The sequence below is a fragment of the Streptomyces sp. DSM 15324 genome (assembly GCF_001514285.1).
Taxonomy (GTDB): Bacteria; Actinomycetota; Actinomycetes; order Streptomycetales; family Streptomycetaceae; genus Streptomyces.
On record NZ_KQ949025.1, the window covers coordinates 516,461 to 531,558 of the forward strand.

A 15,098-nucleotide genomic window follows, 5' to 3' on the forward strand; every position below is an offset into this window, starting at 1 on the left:
GTTGCCGTGCAGGACGCCTTCGGTCTCCCCCAGTCCCTCCTCGTCCTCGGCGGTACGTCGGAGATCGCGCTGGCGACCGCGCGCCGGCTGATCGCCCGCCGCACCCGCACGGTGTGGCTGGCCGGACGTCCCTCCCCCGCCCTGGAGTCGGCCGCCGCCGGCCTGCGCGCGCTCGGCGCCGACGTCCGTACGGTCGCCTTCGACGCCCTCGACCCCGACCGCCACGAGACCGTCCTCGGCGAGGTGTTCGCCGCGGGCGACATCGATCTCGTGCTGCTGGCCTTCGGGGTCCTCGGCGACCAGGCGCACGACGAGCGCGCCCCCGCGGCGGCGGTGCGGGTCGCGCAGACCAACTACACCGGCGCGGTGTCGGCCGGCCTGGTGAGCGCCCACGCGCTCCAGGCGCAGGGGCACGGGGCGCTCGTCGTGCTCTCCTCCGTCGCCGCGGAGCGGGCCCGCCGCTCGGACTTCATCTACGGCTCCAGCAAGGCCGGCCTGGACGCGTTCGCGCAGGGGCTCGGGGACGCGTTGCAGGGGACCGGCGTGCACGTCATGGTCGTACGGCCCGGCTTCGTGCGGACGCGCAGCACGGCGGGGCTGCCGCAGGCGCCGCTCGCGACCACGCCCGGGCAGGTGGCGGCGGCGGTGGAGCTGGGGCTGCGGCGGCACTCGGAGGTGGTGTGGGTGCCGGGGGTGCTGAGGGTGGTCATGGCGGGGCTGCGGCACGTCCCTCGGGGGGTCTTCCGACGGCTGCCCGTCTGAGCCTCAGCGGGTCGGCAGGGTGCCCCGGTCCGCGTGTGCCGTCTGCGGCGGGATCATCGGGCCGCCGAAGGGGTAGGCGCGCAGTTGCCGCCAGACCCCGTCGGACCCCTGTTCGTGCAGGGCGAAGCCGGTGCAGGACCATGCGGCCTCGTAGCCGGAGAGGTCCTCGAAGGCCCGGTCCATGGCCTCCTCGTCGATGCCGTGCGCCACGGTGACATGCGGGTGGTACGGGAACAGCAGCTCGCGCACGAGCGGACCGGAGGGGTCCCGGACGAGCTGCTGGAGCCGGGCGCAGACCTCGGCGCCCTCGACGACCTTCAGGTAGACCACCGGCGACAGCGGGCGGAAGGTGCCGGTGCCGCACAGACGCATCGGGAAGGGGCGGCCGGTCGCGGCGACCTCGCCGAGGTGGGCGTCCACGGCCGGCAGGTCGGCCGCCTCGATCTCCGTCGGCGGCAGCAGCGTGACATGCGTGGGGATGCCGTGAGCAGCGGCGTCGCCGAAGCCCGTGCGCCGCTCCTGGAGCAGGCTGCCGTGAGGCTCCGGGACCGCGATCGACACGCCGATCGTTACGGTCCCCACGTCGTCTCCTGTCGTCAAACCGGTGGTGGTGTCGTGCCGGGTTCGTACTCAGTCGTCTCGGTCGTACGGCTATCGACTGTACGGCCACGGCTGTGCTCTGGGCAGGCGCAGAGGAAGTGATGTGCAGCGCTCTGCCCGGAGGAACGGGGGTGCGGTGCGCCCCGGGTGCCCCCGAGCGCCGTCAGTGCTTCGCGGGCAGGAAGCCGACCCTCTCGTACGCCCGGGAGAGCGTCTCCGCGGCGACGGCGCGGGCCTTCTCGGCGCCCTTGGCGAGCAGCGAGTCCAGCGTCTCCGGGTCGTCCAGGTACTGCTGGGTGCGGTCCCGGAAGGGGGTGACGAAGTCGACGACGACGTCCGCGAGGTCGGTCTTCAGGGCGCCGTACATCTTGCCCTCGTACTCCTGCTCCAGCTGCGCGACGCTCCTGCCGGTGAGCGTGGAGTAGATGGTGAGCAGGTTGCTGACGCCCGGCTTGTTCTCGGTGTCGTAGCGGACGACCGTGTCGGTGTCCGTGACCGCGCTCTTGACCTTCTTCGCGGTGACCTTCGGGTCGTCGAGCAGGTTGATGAGGCCCTTCGGCGTGGACGCCGACTTGCTCATCTTGATCGACGGGTCCTGGAGGTCGTAGATCTTCGCCGTCTCCTTGAGGATGTACGGCTTCGGGATGGTGAAGGTCGCGCCGAAGCGGCCGTTGAAGCGCTCGGCGAGGTCGCGGGTCAGTTCGATGTGCTGGCGCTGGTCCTCACCGACCGGGACCTCGTGGGCCTGGTACAGCAGGATGTCCGCGACCTGGAGGATCGGGTACGTGAACAGGCCGACGCTGGCGCTGTCGGTGCCCTGACGGGCGGACTTGTCCTTGAACTGGGTCATCCGGGACGCCTCGCCGAAGCCGGTGAGGCAGTTCATCACCCAGGCGAGCTGGGCGTGCTCGGGGACGTGGCTCTGCACGAAGAGCGTGCAGCGCTCGGGGTCCAGGCCGGCCGCGAGGAGCTGGGCCGCGGCCAGCCGGGTGTTGGCCGTGAGGTCCTTCGGGTCCTGCGGGACCGTGATCGCGTGCAGGTCGACGACCATGTAGAAGGCGTCGTGGGACTCCTGGAGGGCCACCCACTGGCGGACGGCGCCGAGGTAGTTGCCGAGGTGGAACGAGCCGGCGGTGGGCTGGATGCCGGAGAGCACGCGGGGTCGGTCTGAGGCCATGTTCACCATTCTCTCAGAGGGCGAGGGTGAGTTCGGCCCGGGAGGGGAGGGGTGGTGCGGCGCGCGGGACCGCGGACCGTGGTGGCCGGTCGCGCAGTTCCCGCGCGCTGTGCGGGGCGCTGCCCCTGAAGGCGTCGGTCAGCCGAGGTCGATCTCCGGGTACAGCGGGAAGCCCGCGACCAGGTCCGTCGCCCGCTGGGAGATCTCGTCCGCCACCTTCGCGTCCAGGACGTGGGTCGCCTTGCTCGGCGCGCCGGACTTCGTCGTGCCCTGCTCGGTGGTGGTGAGGACGCGGTCGATCAGGCCCGCGACCTCGTCCATCTCCGCCGTGCCGAGGCCGCGGGTGGTCAGGGCGGGGGTGCCGATGCGGATGCCGGAGGTGTACCAGGCGCCGTTCGGGTCGGCGGGGATCGCGTTGCGGTTGGTGACGATGCCCGAGTCGAGGAGGGCGGCCTCGGCCTGGCGGCCGGTGAGGCCGTAGGAGGAGGCGACGTCGATCAGGTTGAGGTGGTTGTCGGTGCCGCCGGTGACCAGGGTGGCGCCCCGGCGCGCCAGGCCCTCGGCCAGGGCGCGGGAGTTGTCGACGATCCGCTGGGCGTAGTCCTGGAACGCGGGCTGCCGGGCCTCGGCCAGGGCGACGGCCTTGGCGGCCATCACGTGCGGGAGCGGGCCGCCGAGGACCATCGGGCAGCCGCGGTCGACCTGGTCCTTGAGGGAGTCGTCGCACAGGACCATGCCGCCGCGCGGGCCGCGCAGGGACTTGTGGGTGGTCGTGGTGACGATCTGGGCGTGCGGGACCGGGTCGAAGTCGCCGGTCAGGACCTTGCCGGCGACCAGGCCCGCGAAGTGCGCCATGTCGACCATGAGGGTCGCGCCGACCTCGTCGGCGATCTCGCGCATGATCCGGAAGTTCACCAGACGCGGGTAGGCGGAGTAGCCGGCGACCACGATCAGCGGCTTGAACTCCCGGGCCTGGGCACGCAGGGCGTCGTAGTCGATGAGGCCGGTCGCCGGGTCGGTGCCGTAGGAGCGCTGGTCGAACATCTTGCCGCTGATGTTCGGGCGGAAGCCGTGGGTGAGGTGGCCGCCCGCGTCCAGGGACATGCCGAGCATGCGCTGGTTGCCGAAGGCCTGGCGCAGCTCCGCCCAGTCGGCCTCGGTCAGGTCGTTGACCTGGCGGGCGCCGGTCTTCTCCAGGAAGGGGACCTCGACGCGGTCGGCGAGGACGGCCCAGAAGGCGACCAGGTTGGCGTCGATGCCGGAGTGCGGCTGGACGTAGGCGTGGCGGGCGCCGAAGAGTTCGCGGGCGTGCTCGGCTGCGAGCGCCTCGACCGTGTCGACGTTGCGGCAGCCGGCGTAGAAGCGGCGGCCGACGGTGCCCTCGGCGTACTTGTCGCTGAACCAGTTGCCCATCGCGAGGAGGGTGGCCGGGGAGGCGTAGTTCTCGGAGGCGATCAGCTTGAGCATCTCGCGCTGGTCCTGGACCTCCTGGCCGATGGCGTCGGCGACGCGCGGCTCGACGGCGCGGATCACGTCGAGGGCGGCGCGGAAGGCGGTGGACTCGGTGGACAGGCGTGCGGAATCGGCAGACATTCGGGACCTCCGGACATGCGTTCGGCGTTCACGGTTCGGCCCAGGCGCACGGCACTCTGCTGCTCACGGGCCGCTCCCCGATGGTCCGTCCCATCCCAGCGCGCCAGTCACGACCCGCCGTCAGCCTACCCGGCACGGGTGGCCGGGAAGGCGCCGCGTCCACCATGCGAGCGACCCCCGCGAGGGGGCGCGGGCAGTCGGCAGCGGTACCGCGGGGCTAGAGGATCACGTGTGGGAGGAAGCGGGCGTACTCGTCGGTGATCAGGCCCGAGGACTCCCGGATGCCGAGGCCGGCCGACTGCCCCGCCACGACCCAGGCACCGAGGACGACGTGCTGGCCGTCGAAGGCGGGGAGCGGGGCGAGCGCCTGGTAGCAGCAGGGTTCGTCGGTGCGTACGACGGGGTCGGCGCCCTTCTCGTGGATCGTGACGCCGGCCCCCTCCCGGCCGAGCAGGGGCTTGGCCACGTACCCGGTGGTGGCGGCCAGCTCACGGGGGCCGTCGAGATGGGCGGGCAGGAGGTTGGGGTGGTCCGGGTACAGCTCCCACAGGACGGCGAGCAGGGCCTTGTTGCTGAGCAGCATCTTCCAGGCGGGCTCGATCCACAGGGTGCTGCCGGTGCCGCCGCCGTTGTCGAGGGTGTCGAGGACATGCGGGGCGAAGCGGTCGGTGGTGAGCCACTCCCAGGGGTAGAGCTTGAAGCAGCTGCGGATGAACCGGAGCCGGTGGTCGACGAACCGGCCGGAGAGCCGGTCGAAGCCGATGTCCTCGACGGGGATGAACGCCGTGTCGAGCCCCGCCTGTTCGGCGGTCTCCTTCAGGTAGGCGACCGTCATCAGGTCCTCGCCGAGTTCGTCGGCGGTGGAGTGCGCGAAGTAGAGCGGACCGCCGGGCGGCAGGAGCGGGGCCTGCGCGCGCCAGGCCTCGACCAGGCGTTCGTGCAGGGAGTTCCACTGGTCGGCGCCCGGGAAGCGCTCCTCCATCCAGAACCACTGCGGGGAGGCCGCCTCCACGAGCGAGGTCGGGGTGTCGGCGTTGTACTCCAGCAGCTTCGCCGGGCCGGTGCCGTCGTAGCGCAGGTCGAACCGGCCGTAGAGGGACGGGAGTTCGGCACGCCGGTGCCAGGCCTCGGTGACGGCGGCGGCCACGCGCGGGTCGGTGATGCCGAGGTCGGCGAGGCGGCCGGCGGCGACCAGGTGGTCCGCCGCCGCCAGGCACATCCGGTGCAGTTCCTCGACGGTCTCCTCCAGGGCCTCGACCTCGTCGAGGGTGAAGGCGTAGTACGCGCTCTCGTCCCAGTACGGGCGCAGGCTGCCGTCGGGGTGGCGGGTGAGGGGGTAGACGAGCCCCTGCTCCTCGACCGTCCGCTGCCAGCCGGGTCGGGGTTCGATGGTGTGGCGCTGCATGGCGTACGGCCGCTCAGCCGCCGCTGCTGCCGGAGCCGGAGCAGCCGAAGCCGCCCCGGTCGACGGCCTCGCTCTTGCTGAAGGTGCCGTAGTCGGCCCAGCCGGCGTCGACGTCGGCGTCGTAGTACCAGGCGGCGTCGCTCGTGCGCGCCGTGCCGGAGGTCTTCCTGCCCTTGCCGGACGAGAAGCCGGAGGAGCCCGCGGAGGAGGAACCGGAGGAGGCGGCGGCGGAGGACGAGCAGTTCTTGTCGGCGACGACCTTGTAGCCGTAGAGCGAGTCGTAGCTGTCGCGGTCGACGCAGCGGCGGTCCGGGTCGGAGCCGCAGGAGGTGAGGGCGGCGGCGACCACGCCCATGCCGCCGAGTACGACCGTGCTGGACCGCAGGCGCCTGCGTGCTTCCGCCATGTCCTTGTCTCCCCCTTGCCGTCTTTACCTCGCCCTTATGGCGCTTCCCGGGTCGCCAGCCTAGAGATCGGTGAGAGCGCGGGCACACCGGCCCCCCGCGGGGTGCCGGTCGCCTACAGTCCGTTCGTGCTGTTCGGAATGGTGTGCGCGCTCGGCGCGGCGGTCTGCTTCGGTGCGGCGACGGTGCTACAGGCGATGGCCGCGCGCGCCGCGTCCGGCGGGAGCGGCGGGGAGGCGGCGCTGCTGCTGCGGGCGCTGCGGCAGTGGCGGTACGTGGCGGGTCTGGGGCTGGACGGGCTGGGGTTCGTCCTCCAGATCGCCGCGCTGCGGTCGCTCCCGATCTACGCGGTGGCGGCCGCGCTGGCGTCGAGCCTCGCGGTGACGGCGGTGGTGGCGGCCCGGTTGCTGCGGGTGCGGCTGAGCCGGGGCGAGTGGGGTGCGGTGGCCGTGGTGTGCGCGGGGCTCGCCATGCTGGGGCTCGCCTCGGGCGCGGAGGGCGGGGAGAGCGGGCCGGCGGCACTGGTGTGGGTCATGCTCGGTACGGCGGTGGGGGTGCTGCTGCTGGGCGTCGCCGGGGGGCGGCTGCCGGCGCGGGGGCGGGCGCTGGTGCTGGGCGTGGGGGCCGGCTTCGGGTTCGGGGTCGTCGAGGTGTCGGTACGGCTGATCGACGCGCCGTCCCCCGCGGACCTCGTCACCGATCCGGCGGTGTACGCGCTGCTGCTGGGCGGTGGGGCCGCGTTCCTGTCGCTGACCTCCGCGCTCCAGCGGGGCTCGCCGACGACGGCGACCGCCGGGATGGTGATCGGCGAGACGCTCGGGCCCGCGCTGGTGGGGGTGGTGTGGCTGGGCGACCGCACCCGTGAGGGCCTGGCGTGGCTCGCGGTGCTGGGGTTCCTGGTCGCGGTGGCGGGCGCCCTGGCCCTGGCCCGCTTCGGGGAGGCCCCGGAGGAGCCCCGGGCCGAGGAGCTCTCCCCGGGGGGCGCCCTCTAGGCGTCCGCGAGGTGCGGGCGCGTCGGCGGTGGGTCAGGTCATCGCCGCGGTGATGCCGTCCCACAGGCGGGACCTGGCCTCCAGGGCGACGGTGACGGCCTCCACCGCCTCCTGCCAGCGGCTGTCGTCGGTGCCGCAGAGGTCGCCGACCATCTGGAGGGCCATGGGGGTGTGTTCCTCGCCGTCGACCTCGATGTGCCGGGCGAGGTAGTCGCGGAAGAGGGGGAAGCGGTCCGTGCCCTCCTCCTTGACGACCTGGTCGAACATGTCCGGGATCAGGTCCTCGCGGGAGAAGGCGAACACGGCGGCCCGGCAGTGCAGCGGGCTGTGGGCGATGATCTCGAAGGTCGTCGTGACGAACTCCGCCGCCGCGGCGGGCACCCGTGCGACGCGCAGGGCCGCCGGCAGAGCGTGCCCCTCGCCGATGAGACCGAGGAAGGTGTCGACGCGGGTGGTGTCGGCCCCGGCCTCGGCCATGGCGGCCCGGTACAGCTCGAAGTGGCTGGTGAAGCCGCCGTTCAGCTCGTCGCTCTCCTCGACCAGCACGATGTCGTTGATGAGCCGGCGGGCCACCGCCGAGCCGCGGGGCACCCAGGGCACGTCCACGCAGGTCAGCTCGCGCTGGAGCGACGTGAGCAGGGACATGAAGTCCCACACCGCGAAGACGTGGTGGGCCATGAACGTCCTGAGGTGGTCCGGCCCGGATATCCGCCGGTAAATGGGGTGGGCTGTTACTTCTTTTCTGGCGGATTCCAGCACGGAGCGAGCCCGTTCGATTCCCTCTTGTCCCCCGGCGGTCAATTTCCAGTCGTACCTGGACATGAAGATCTCCTTCGATCTCGGACCGCGATCGTCCAACCATCCGAGCGTCGACGGCAAGCACTTTCCTGAATTCAGTGGAAGTTGCTCTCGACAGGGACCGACAGATGGCGGCAAGGAGCCTGAAACACCGTCAAAGAGCCGCGATCCGGACAATCACGGGACGGACACAGGACGGACACAAAAATTCATTGAATCTTTGAACGCGACCGCTCCAGGGTGCGTACTCCACCCCGTGAGCAGTAATCCCGTCACCGTGACCGTGGCTTATCACGTGGTGCCGGGCCGTGAGGCCGACTTCCACACCTGGGGGTGGGCGATGCTGGGCGCGAGTGCCCGCCAGCCGGGTTTCCTCGGGGGTGGCGTCCTTGTCGATCAGGAGGCGGAGTGGCACGTCGTCTATCGCTTCGCCACCGAGGAAACGGCTCTGGCCTGGGAGGTCTCGTCCGACCGGGTCCAGTGGGACGTCCGCACCCACGGCATCGCCGAACGAGCGGGCCGCCGTAGCGTGCAGGGGTCGAAGCAGTGGTTCGACACCCAGGGACCCCCGCCCCCGCCCCCGGCCCCACCTGCTCCGCCGGCCCCGCCGGCGAAATGGAAACTGTGGTTCGTGAATATGAGCGCGGTGTTTCCGCCGGTGCTCCTGTTCAATCTGATCGCGCTGCCCTATCTCGGCGGCCTCAATCCCTTCATTCGGACGCTGTTGCTCTGCCTGTGTGTGACGGCTCTCGTCACCTGGATTCTCATGCCGCGCCTTCAGCGTTTCTTCAAGAAATGGCTGTACCCACCGCTCCAGGCGCTGCGTGGGCGGCACAAACGACGGACCGTATAGGTTCGTGAACGACGAAGGAGGTGGGCGGGTGAAGACCCTGCTCATCGACAATTACGACTCGTACACGTACAACCTGTTCCAGCTGATCGCCGAGGTCAACGGCGAGGAGCCGGTGGTGATCCACAATGACGCCGGCGGTGCCGACGGGATGGATGCGTTAGACGTTCTCGGCGGTTTCGACAATGTCGTGGTCTCGCCCGGTCCGGGGCATCCGGGAGCGCCCCGTGACTTCGGCATCAGCGCCCGGGTGCTCGCCGAGGCGACCGTGCCCGTGCTCGGTGTCTGCCTCGGCCACCAGGGCATCGCGCTCGGGGAGCGGGGCCGGGTGGCGCCCGCCCCGCAGCCCCGGCACGGGCATCTGACCCAGGTGCGCCACGACGGCCGGGACCTGTTCCAGGGGCTGCCCCAGCAGTTCACCGCGGTCCGCTACCACTCCCTCGCGGTGCACGAGCCGCTGCCCGCCGCCCTGGAGGCCACCGCCTGGGCCGAGGACGGCGTCCTCATGGGCATCCGGCACCGCGAGCGGCCGGTGTGGGGCGTGCAGTTCCACCCGGAGTCGGTGCTCACCGAGTACGGCCACCGCATGCTGGTGAACTTCCGCAACCTCACCGCCGAGCGGGCCCGCCGCCCCCGCACCAAGAACACCGCCGTTCCCCCGGCCTCGATCACCTGGCCGGCGATCCCCCGCCCCCGGCAGGGCAACCTGCCCGCCTACCGGCTGCACACCCGCCGGATCGCCGGAGCGGTCGACACCGAGGCCGCCTTCAGCCGGCTGTTCGCCGGCTCGGCGCGCTCGTTCTGGCTGGACAGCTCCCGCGTGGAGAAGGGCCTCGCGCGCTTCTCCTTCCTCGGCGACGACAGCGGCCCGCTCGCCGAGTTCGTCCGCTACGACGTCGAGGCCGGCCGGTGCGAGATCGAACGGACCGGACGGCCCCCGCGCAAGGTCGCCGCGAGCGTCTTCGACTACCTCAAGCGGCAGCTGGCCAACCGCCGGGTCGACGCCACCGGCCTCCCCTTCGACTTCACCGGCGGGTACGTCGGCTACTTCGGCTACGAGACCAAGGCCGACTGCGGCGCGCCGGGCCGCCACCGCGCCGAGACCCCGGACGCGGCCTGGCTGTTCGCCGACCGGCTGATCGCGGTGGACCACGAGGAGGACTTCACCTACGCGGTCTGCCTCGCCGAGGACACCCCGCAGGCCGCCCGCGAGGCCGCCGACTGGCTGGAGGACACCGTCGCCCAGCTCACCTTCGTCGCGCCCGACGGCCACCGGCCGCCGCCCGCCCCGGCCCGGCCCGACCTCGCCGCCGCCGAACCCTGGCTGACGCGCGACCGGACGACGTACCTCTCCGACATCGAGGCCTGCCAACGGGAGCTGCGGGCCGGCACCAGCTACGAGATCTGCCTCACCGACGCGGCCCGGCTGCCCGCCCCGCCCGAGGCGTACGCCTTCTACCGGGAGCTGCGCCGCGTCAACCCGGCGCCGTACGCGGCCTTCCTGCGGTTCGGCGACCTCGACGTGGCCGGCGCCTCGCCGGAGCGGTTCCTGCGGATCACCCGGGACGGTGTCGCCGCCACCAAGCCGATCAAGGGCACCGCGCCGCGCGGCGCCGATCCGCTGGAGGACGCCCGGCTCCGGGACGCGCTGGCGGCGGACGCCAAGACCCGCGCCGAGAACCTGATGATCGTCGACCTGCTCCGCAACGACCTCGGGCGGGTCTGCCGGACCGGGACCGTGCGGGTGTCCCGGCTGATGGCCGTCGAGACGTACGCGACCGTGCACCAGCTCGTCTCCACCGTCGAGGGCAGGCTGCGCGAGGGCACCGACGCCGTGGACTGCGTGCGCGCCTGTTTCCCCGGCGGCTCCATGACCGGCGCGCCGAAGCTGCGCACGATGGAGATCATCGACGGGATCGAGACCGAGGCGCGCGGCGTGTACTCCGGCGCCCTCGGCTACCTGGGGTGCAGCGGCGGCGCCGACCTCAACATCGTCATCCGCACCGCCGTGCTCTCCGACGGCCGGATGCACCTCGGCGCGGGCGGCGCGATCGTCCTCGACTCCGACCCGGTCGCCGAGTACGACGAGATGCTGCTGAAGACGGCCGCGCAGATGCGGGCCTACACGGGCGCCGTCCCGCTGACCGCCCCGGACGCCCTGGAAGAGGGCGCCCGATGACACCGCCCCGGCTCGTCCCGGCCCCCCTCGCCACCCCGTCCGAGCCGTCCGAGCCGTCCGCCGACGCCAACCTCGCCGTCCGGCTCGCCCGGCTGGCGGAGCGGGAGGGGTGGGGCGGGCGGGCCGCGTTCCACCAGGGGCACCGGACCTGGACGCACGGGGAGGTGCACGGGCTCGCGGCGCGGGCGGCCGGAGTGCTCGCCGCTCACGGCGTGCGGGCCGGGGACCGGGTGCTGCTCGCGCTGCCCGACTCGATCGTCTGGGTGGCGGCCTTCCTCGGCGTCGCCCGGCTCGGCGCGGTGGCCGTCCTGGTCAACCCCGAACTGCCCGCAGCCGACCACGCGTTCATGGCCGCGGACACCGGTGCGGTGCTGTGCGTGACGGGGCCGGGGCCGGAGGACGACCGGTTCGCCGGGCGCGCCTGTCTCGGCGCCGACCAGCTGCTCGCGCTCGCCGCCACCGCACCGGCCGCCGACGCCCGTCCGGTCGGCCCCGGCAGCCCGCTCTACCTCCAGTACACGTCCGGTACGACCGGTCGGCCCAAGGGGGTGGTGCACACCCACGCCGACCCGGTGGCGTACCACGAACTCATCGGCCGGCCGCTGCTGGACATCACCCCGGACGACGTCGCCCTGTCGGTGTCGAAGCTGTTCTTCGCCTACGGCTTCGGCAACGCGTTCGTCTTCCCCCTGCTGTCCGGCTCCTCGGCCGTCCTGGTGGACCGGCGCCCCACCCCGGCCGCCGTGGACGAGCTGGTCGCCCGGCACCGGGTGACCCTGCTCTACTCCGTGCCGTCCGCGTACGCGGCGCTGGTCGCCGACCGGGGCAGCGGCCACGAGGCCCGCTTCGCCTCCGTACGGGCCGCCGTGTCGGCCGGCGAGGGCATGCCGGACGGGCTCGGCGGGCGCGTCGCCGACCTGCTCGGCGCGCCGGTCCTGGAGCAGATCGGCTCCACCGAGGCCGGACACGCCTTCTGCGCCAACAGCCTCGGCCACAACCACCCGGGCACCGTCGGCCGCCCCGTGCCCGGCTTCGAGGTGGAGCTGCGCGACCAGGCCGGGCGCCCGGTCCCGGACGGCGCGGAGGGCGAGCTGTGGGTCCACGGGCCGACGGTCACCCCCGGCTATCTCCACCGGCCCGAGGAGAACGCCCGCACGCTCGTCGACGGCTGGCTCAACACCCACGACCGGGCGCGCCGCGAACCGGACGGGACGTACACACACCTCGGCCGCACCGACGACATGGAGATGGTCGGCGGCATCACCGTCTCCCCGCTGGAGGTGGAGGCCGTACTGCGCACCCATCCGGCGGTGCACGAGGTCGCGGTCGCGGCCGTCACCGACGCGGGCGGGGCGGGCCGGCTGCGCGCCTTCGTCGTCCCGGCGCGGACCCCGGCGCCGCCGGGCCTGCGGGAGGACCTGCTGCGGCTGGCCCGGGAACGGCTCGCCGCCTTCAAGGTCCCCCGCAGCGTCAGCCTCGTCCCCTCCCTCCCCCGCACCCCCACCGGCAAGCTCCGCCGCCATCTGGTCCGCCAAGGGGCCTGGTGACCGGGCCCGGCACCGCAGAGAGGAACCGTCACATGCCTCAGCAGCCCCTTCTCGCCGACCGCGGGTTCTACCTGGGCCCGATGCTGCGCCGGGCCGCCGAGCGGCACGGCCCCGTGTTCGTCACCCTGGACCGCCCGCTGGACACCCACCCCGGCCTCGGCACGGCCCTCAGCTACACGACCCTGGCCGAGGTGGTCGAGGAGTTGTCGGGGTGGCTGTGGGAGGCGGGCGTGCGGCCCTCCGAGCAGGTCGTCGTCCACAAGACGGACAACGTCGACATCGTGCTGCTGACCTGCGCGCTCTCCCGGATCGGCGCGGTGCCGGTGCTGCTGTCGCCGGGGCTTTCCGGCGAGGTGGTGGGCAAGCTGCTCGGCCGGCTCCGGCGGCCGTGGCTGGTCACCGACGGGACGAAGCTGGACGGCGCCCTGTCGGGCCTGGACCTCGACGCCCTGGTACGGCGCACGCTCACCGTGGCCGACACGCCCGGCGCGGAGTCGCTCAGGAAGTACGCCGGCGCGCCGACGCCCCGGCCGGTGCGGCTGCACCCCCGGGAGCCCGCCCTGATCACCCACAGCTCGGGCACCACGGGTGTGCCCAAGCTGGCCGTGCACTGCGCGAACACCATGTGGAACCGGCTCGTGCCGCAGAAGGCGATGGGCTGGCCCACCCGCGGGGAGGTGGCGGCGCTGCACCTGTCGTTCGTGCACTCGCGCTTCTACCATCTGCTCGGCGTCCTGCTGCACTTCGGCAGCCCGCTGCTGCTGATCACCGACCCGGACCCGGCGTCCGTGGGTCCGCTGCTCGTCCGCCACCGCCCGGGGATCGTCGAGACGCACCCCAACACGTTCGTCCTGTGGGAGGAGCTGGCCGACGCGCCGGGCGCCCCGCTGTCGCGGGTGAGGTCGTACGGCTCGACGTTCGACGCGATCCATCCGCGCACGGTGCGGCGGCTGCTCGACGCCTCCGGGCGCCGCTCGCCCTGGCTGATCCAGCTGTACGGGCAGAGCGAGAGCGGTCCGGTGGCGTTCCAGTGGTTCACCCGGCGTTCGGTGGCGCGGGCGGACGGCCGCCGGGTCGGCACCGGCATCCCCGGCTTCACCCGGGTCCGGGTGACCGGCCCGGACGGCGAGCGGCTGCGGCCCGGCACGCCCGGCCGGATCGAGGCCCGCACCCGGGGCCGCATCCTCACCTATCTGGGCATGCAGGAGCAGTACGACCGTCAGCTCACCGACGGCTGGTGGCAGATGGGCGACATGGGTTACCGCAGCCGGCTGGGCGCGCTGTACCTGATGGACCGCGAGGTCGACCGGATCGACTCCGTGCACAGCAACCTGGAGGTCGAGGACACCCTGATGGACCGCCTGGAGGAGCTGCGTGAAGTGGTCATCGTGCCGGGCGCGGACCGTGAGCCGGTGCCGGTGGTGTGCGTACGCGGGGAGCGGCCGCTGGACCCGGAGCGCTGGCGGGAGGCCACGGCCGATCTGCCGAAGATGGCCGAGCCGAGGCAGTGGCGGTTCGAGGAACTGCCGATGACGGCCACCTGGAAGGTGAAGCGGCTGGAGATCACCCGCAGGCTGGCCGAGGAGCGCGAGACGGTGCGTGCGTGACCGCGGCGGAGCCGGTGATCGTGGTGGGCGCGGGTCCGGTCGGCCTGTCGGCCGCGCTGGGCCTGCGGGCACGCGGGCTGCCCGTCACCCTGCTGGAGGCGGACCCCGAGGACCGTGCGCGGCCGGGCAGCCGGGCCCTGTTCGTGCACCGCGAGACGCTGCGGCTGCTGGACGGCATGTCCCCGGGCCTGGCCGCCGAGATCACGGAGTACGGCCGTACCTGGCACACCCGCCGCACCCTGTACCGGGGCCGCGAGGTGTACGCGCGCACCTTCCCGCCCCCGTCCGGGCTGCCGCCGTTCACCAGCCTGCGCCAGGTGGACACCGAGCGCTTCCTGCGCGGGGCGTGCGAGCGGGCGGGCGTGGAGTTCGTCTGGGGGACGCGGATCACGGGTGTCTCCGCCTCGGCCCGGGGTGTCGTCCTGACCGGCGAGGACGGGCGCGTGTGGAGCGCCGGGTACGCCGTCGCCGCCGACGGGGCGCGCTCGGCGGTGCGGCACGCGCTGGGCATCGCGATGGAGGGCACCCGGGGCGAGGGCTTCCACGTGGTGGTGGACGTCGCGGACGTGCCGGGCGCCGAGCTGCCGCTGGAGCGGGTCTTCCACTACGAGCATCCGGGGGTCGGCGGCCGCAGTGTGATGCGGGTGCCGTTCACCGGCGGCTTCCAGGTGGACCTCCAGTGCTTCGACGACGACCGGGAGGAGGAGTACGGCACGGAGGACGCCGTACGCCGCTGGCTCCCCTCGGTCGTGGGCGAGGGGTACGACGGGCGCGTCCTGTGGGTGTCGGCGTACCGCTTCCTGCGCATGGTCGCGGCCTCGTTCACCGACCCGCACCGGCGGGTGCTGCTGGCGGGGGAGGCGGCGCATCTGTTCCCGCCGTTCGGGGCACGCGGGATGAACAGCGGGATCGCCGACGCGGCGGCCGCGGCGGAGGCGGTCGCCGCCGGGACCGTCGCCGCCGTGGACGGCTTCGCGGAGGTACGGCGGGCCGCCGGGCTGTTCAACAGCGAGGCGGCCGGGATCGCGCTCGGCCAACTGCGTCCGCACCGGCGGATCGTCCGGCTGCGGCAGCGCGTGGCGGCGGCGCTCGCGCCCGTGCTGCCCTCGTGCGGATCATGGCTGGAACACGCCCCGTACGGTCCCCGGCACGGGGGGCCCGCGGGGGCGGGCGGCAAGTACTGA

The 15,098-nt window shown here is 73.0% G+C and carries 13 protein-coding genes and 1 riboswitch; of the genes, 7 read left to right on the forward strand and 6 right to left on the reverse strand.

From position 1 onward, the window contains the following. The first annotated feature begins 6 nt into the window (after positions 1 to 6). Positions 7 to 762, forward strand: a complete 756-nt coding sequence (locus AQJ58_RS12635) for a decaprenylphospho-beta-D-erythro-pentofuranosid-2-ulose 2-reductase (protein ID WP_067248921.1) — start codon at positions 7 to 9, stop codon at positions 760 to 762. A 3-nt stretch (positions 763 to 765) separates the two neighbouring features. Here AQJ58_RS12635 and AQJ58_RS12640 read toward each other — a convergent pair whose 3' ends face one another. From AQJ58_RS12640 to AQJ58_RS12660, 5 genes are all read right to left on the reverse strand, one after another. Then, the gene (locus AQJ58_RS12640; RefSeq protein ID WP_067248923.1) at positions 766 to 1,344 is read right to left on the reverse strand and encodes a 2'-5' RNA ligase family protein; all 579 of its coding nucleotides are present in this window, start codon (positions 1,342 to 1,344) and stop codon (positions 766 to 768) included. A 181-nt stretch (positions 1,345 to 1,525) separates the two neighbouring features. Continuing rightward, positions 1,526 to 2,539, reverse strand: a complete 1,014-nt coding sequence (trpS, locus tag AQJ58_RS12645) for a tryptophan--tRNA ligase (RefSeq protein WP_067249705.1) — start codon at positions 2,537 to 2,539, stop codon at positions 1,526 to 1,528. 138 nt (positions 2,540 to 2,677) lie between these two features. Further along, positions 2,678 to 4,132, reverse strand: a complete 1,455-nt coding sequence (locus AQJ58_RS12650) for a glycine hydroxymethyltransferase (RefSeq protein ID WP_067248930.1) — start codon at positions 4,130 to 4,132, stop codon at positions 2,678 to 2,680. Positions 4,133 to 4,163: 31 nt separating this feature from the next. After that, a riboswitch (ZMP/ZTP riboswitch) is annotated at positions 4,164 to 4,253 on the reverse strand. A gap of 96 nt (positions 4,254 to 4,349) precedes the next feature. Then, entirely contained in the window at positions 4,350 to 5,537 is a 1,188-nt protein-coding gene (locus AQJ58_RS12655) for a glutathionylspermidine synthase family protein (RefSeq protein WP_067248933.1), read from the reverse strand. A 13-nt stretch (positions 5,538 to 5,550) separates the two neighbouring features. Beyond that, positions 5,551 to 5,943, reverse strand: a complete 393-nt coding sequence (locus AQJ58_RS12660; protein ID WP_067248934.1) for a hypothetical protein — start codon at positions 5,941 to 5,943, stop codon at positions 5,551 to 5,553. Between the two features lie 138 nt (positions 5,944 to 6,081). Between AQJ58_RS12660 and AQJ58_RS12665 the strand changes: the two genes are divergently transcribed. Further along, positions 6,082 to 6,933, forward strand: a complete 852-nt coding sequence (locus AQJ58_RS12665) for a DMT family protein (protein ID WP_067249709.1) — start codon at positions 6,082 to 6,084, stop codon at positions 6,931 to 6,933. A 33-nt stretch (positions 6,934 to 6,966) separates the two neighbouring features. Here AQJ58_RS12665 and AQJ58_RS12670 read toward each other — a convergent pair whose 3' ends face one another. Continuing rightward, positions 6,967 to 7,755, reverse strand: coding sequence for a DUF3050 domain-containing protein (locus AQJ58_RS12670; RefSeq protein WP_067248938.1), 789 nt, complete (start codon positions 7,753 to 7,755; stop codon positions 6,967 to 6,969). Between the two features lie 232 nt (positions 7,756 to 7,987). Between AQJ58_RS12670 and AQJ58_RS12675 the strand changes: the two genes are divergently transcribed. Genes AQJ58_RS12675 through AQJ58_RS12695 form a run of 5 tightly spaced genes read left to right on the forward strand, consistent with a single transcriptional unit; the run spans position 7,988 to position 15,098 of the window. Beyond that, positions 7,988 to 8,584 (forward strand): putative antibiotic biosynthesis monooxygenase, encoded by a 597-nt coding sequence (locus tag AQJ58_RS12675; protein ID WP_067248940.1) that lies wholly within the window; start codon positions 7,988 to 7,990, stop codon positions 8,582 to 8,584. 28 nt (positions 8,585 to 8,612) lie between these two features. Then, positions 8,613 to 10,760 carry an aminodeoxychorismate synthase component I gene (gene pabB / locus AQJ58_RS12680; protein ID WP_067248941.1) on the forward strand — a complete coding sequence of 716 codons (2,148 nt, stop codon included), beginning with the start codon at positions 8,613 to 8,615 and terminating at the stop codon, positions 10,758 to 10,760. Further along, positions 10,757 to 12,307 (forward strand): benzoate-CoA ligase family protein, encoded by a 1,551-nt coding sequence (locus tag AQJ58_RS12685; protein WP_079078888.1) that lies wholly within the window; start codon positions 10,757 to 10,759, stop codon positions 12,305 to 12,307. The genes pabB and AQJ58_RS12685 overlap by 4 nt, the downstream gene beginning before the upstream one ends. A gap of 32 nt (positions 12,308 to 12,339) precedes the next feature. Beyond that, complete coding sequence (locus AQJ58_RS12690) at positions 12,340 to 13,914, forward strand: class I adenylate-forming enzyme family protein (RefSeq protein WP_067248942.1); 1,575 nt, start codon at positions 12,340 to 12,342, stop codon at positions 13,912 to 13,914. Next, positions 13,911 to 15,098, forward strand: a complete 1,188-nt coding sequence (locus AQJ58_RS12695) for an FAD-dependent monooxygenase (protein ID WP_067248944.1) — start codon at positions 13,911 to 13,913, stop codon at positions 15,096 to 15,098. The genes AQJ58_RS12690 and AQJ58_RS12695 overlap by 4 nt, the downstream gene beginning before the upstream one ends.

Excerpts from the sequence above, each read along its gene's own strand:
- trpS (WP_067249705.1), bottom strand. The coding sequence starts at position 2,539 with ATGGCCTCAGACCGACCCCGCGTGCTCTCCGGCATCCAGCCCACCGCC.
- AQJ58_RS12650 (WP_067248930.1), bottom strand. The coding sequence starts at position 4,132 with ATGTCTGCCGATTCCGCACGCCTGTCCACCGAGTCCACCGCCTTCCGC.
- AQJ58_RS12655 (WP_067248933.1), bottom strand. The coding sequence starts at position 5,537 with ATGCAGCGCCACACCATCGAACCCCGACCCGGCTGGCAGCGGACGGTC.
- AQJ58_RS12660 (WP_067248934.1), bottom strand. The coding sequence starts at position 5,943 with ATGGCGGAAGCACGCAGGCGCCTGCGGTCCAGCACGGTCGTACTCGGC.
- AQJ58_RS12665 (WP_067249709.1), top strand. The coding sequence starts at position 6,082 with ATGGTGTGCGCGCTCGGCGCGGCGGTCTGCTTCGGTGCGGCGACGGTG.
- AQJ58_RS12670 (WP_067248938.1), bottom strand. The coding sequence starts at position 7,755 with ATGTCCAGGTACGACTGGAAATTGACCGCCGGGGGACAAGAGGGAATC.
- AQJ58_RS12685 (WP_079078888.1), top strand. The coding sequence starts at position 10,757 with ATGACACCGCCCCGGCTCGTCCCGGCCCCCCTCGCCACCCCGTCCGAG.
- AQJ58_RS12690 (WP_067248942.1), top strand. The coding sequence starts at position 12,340 with ATGCCTCAGCAGCCCCTTCTCGCCGACCGCGGGTTCTACCTGGGCCCG.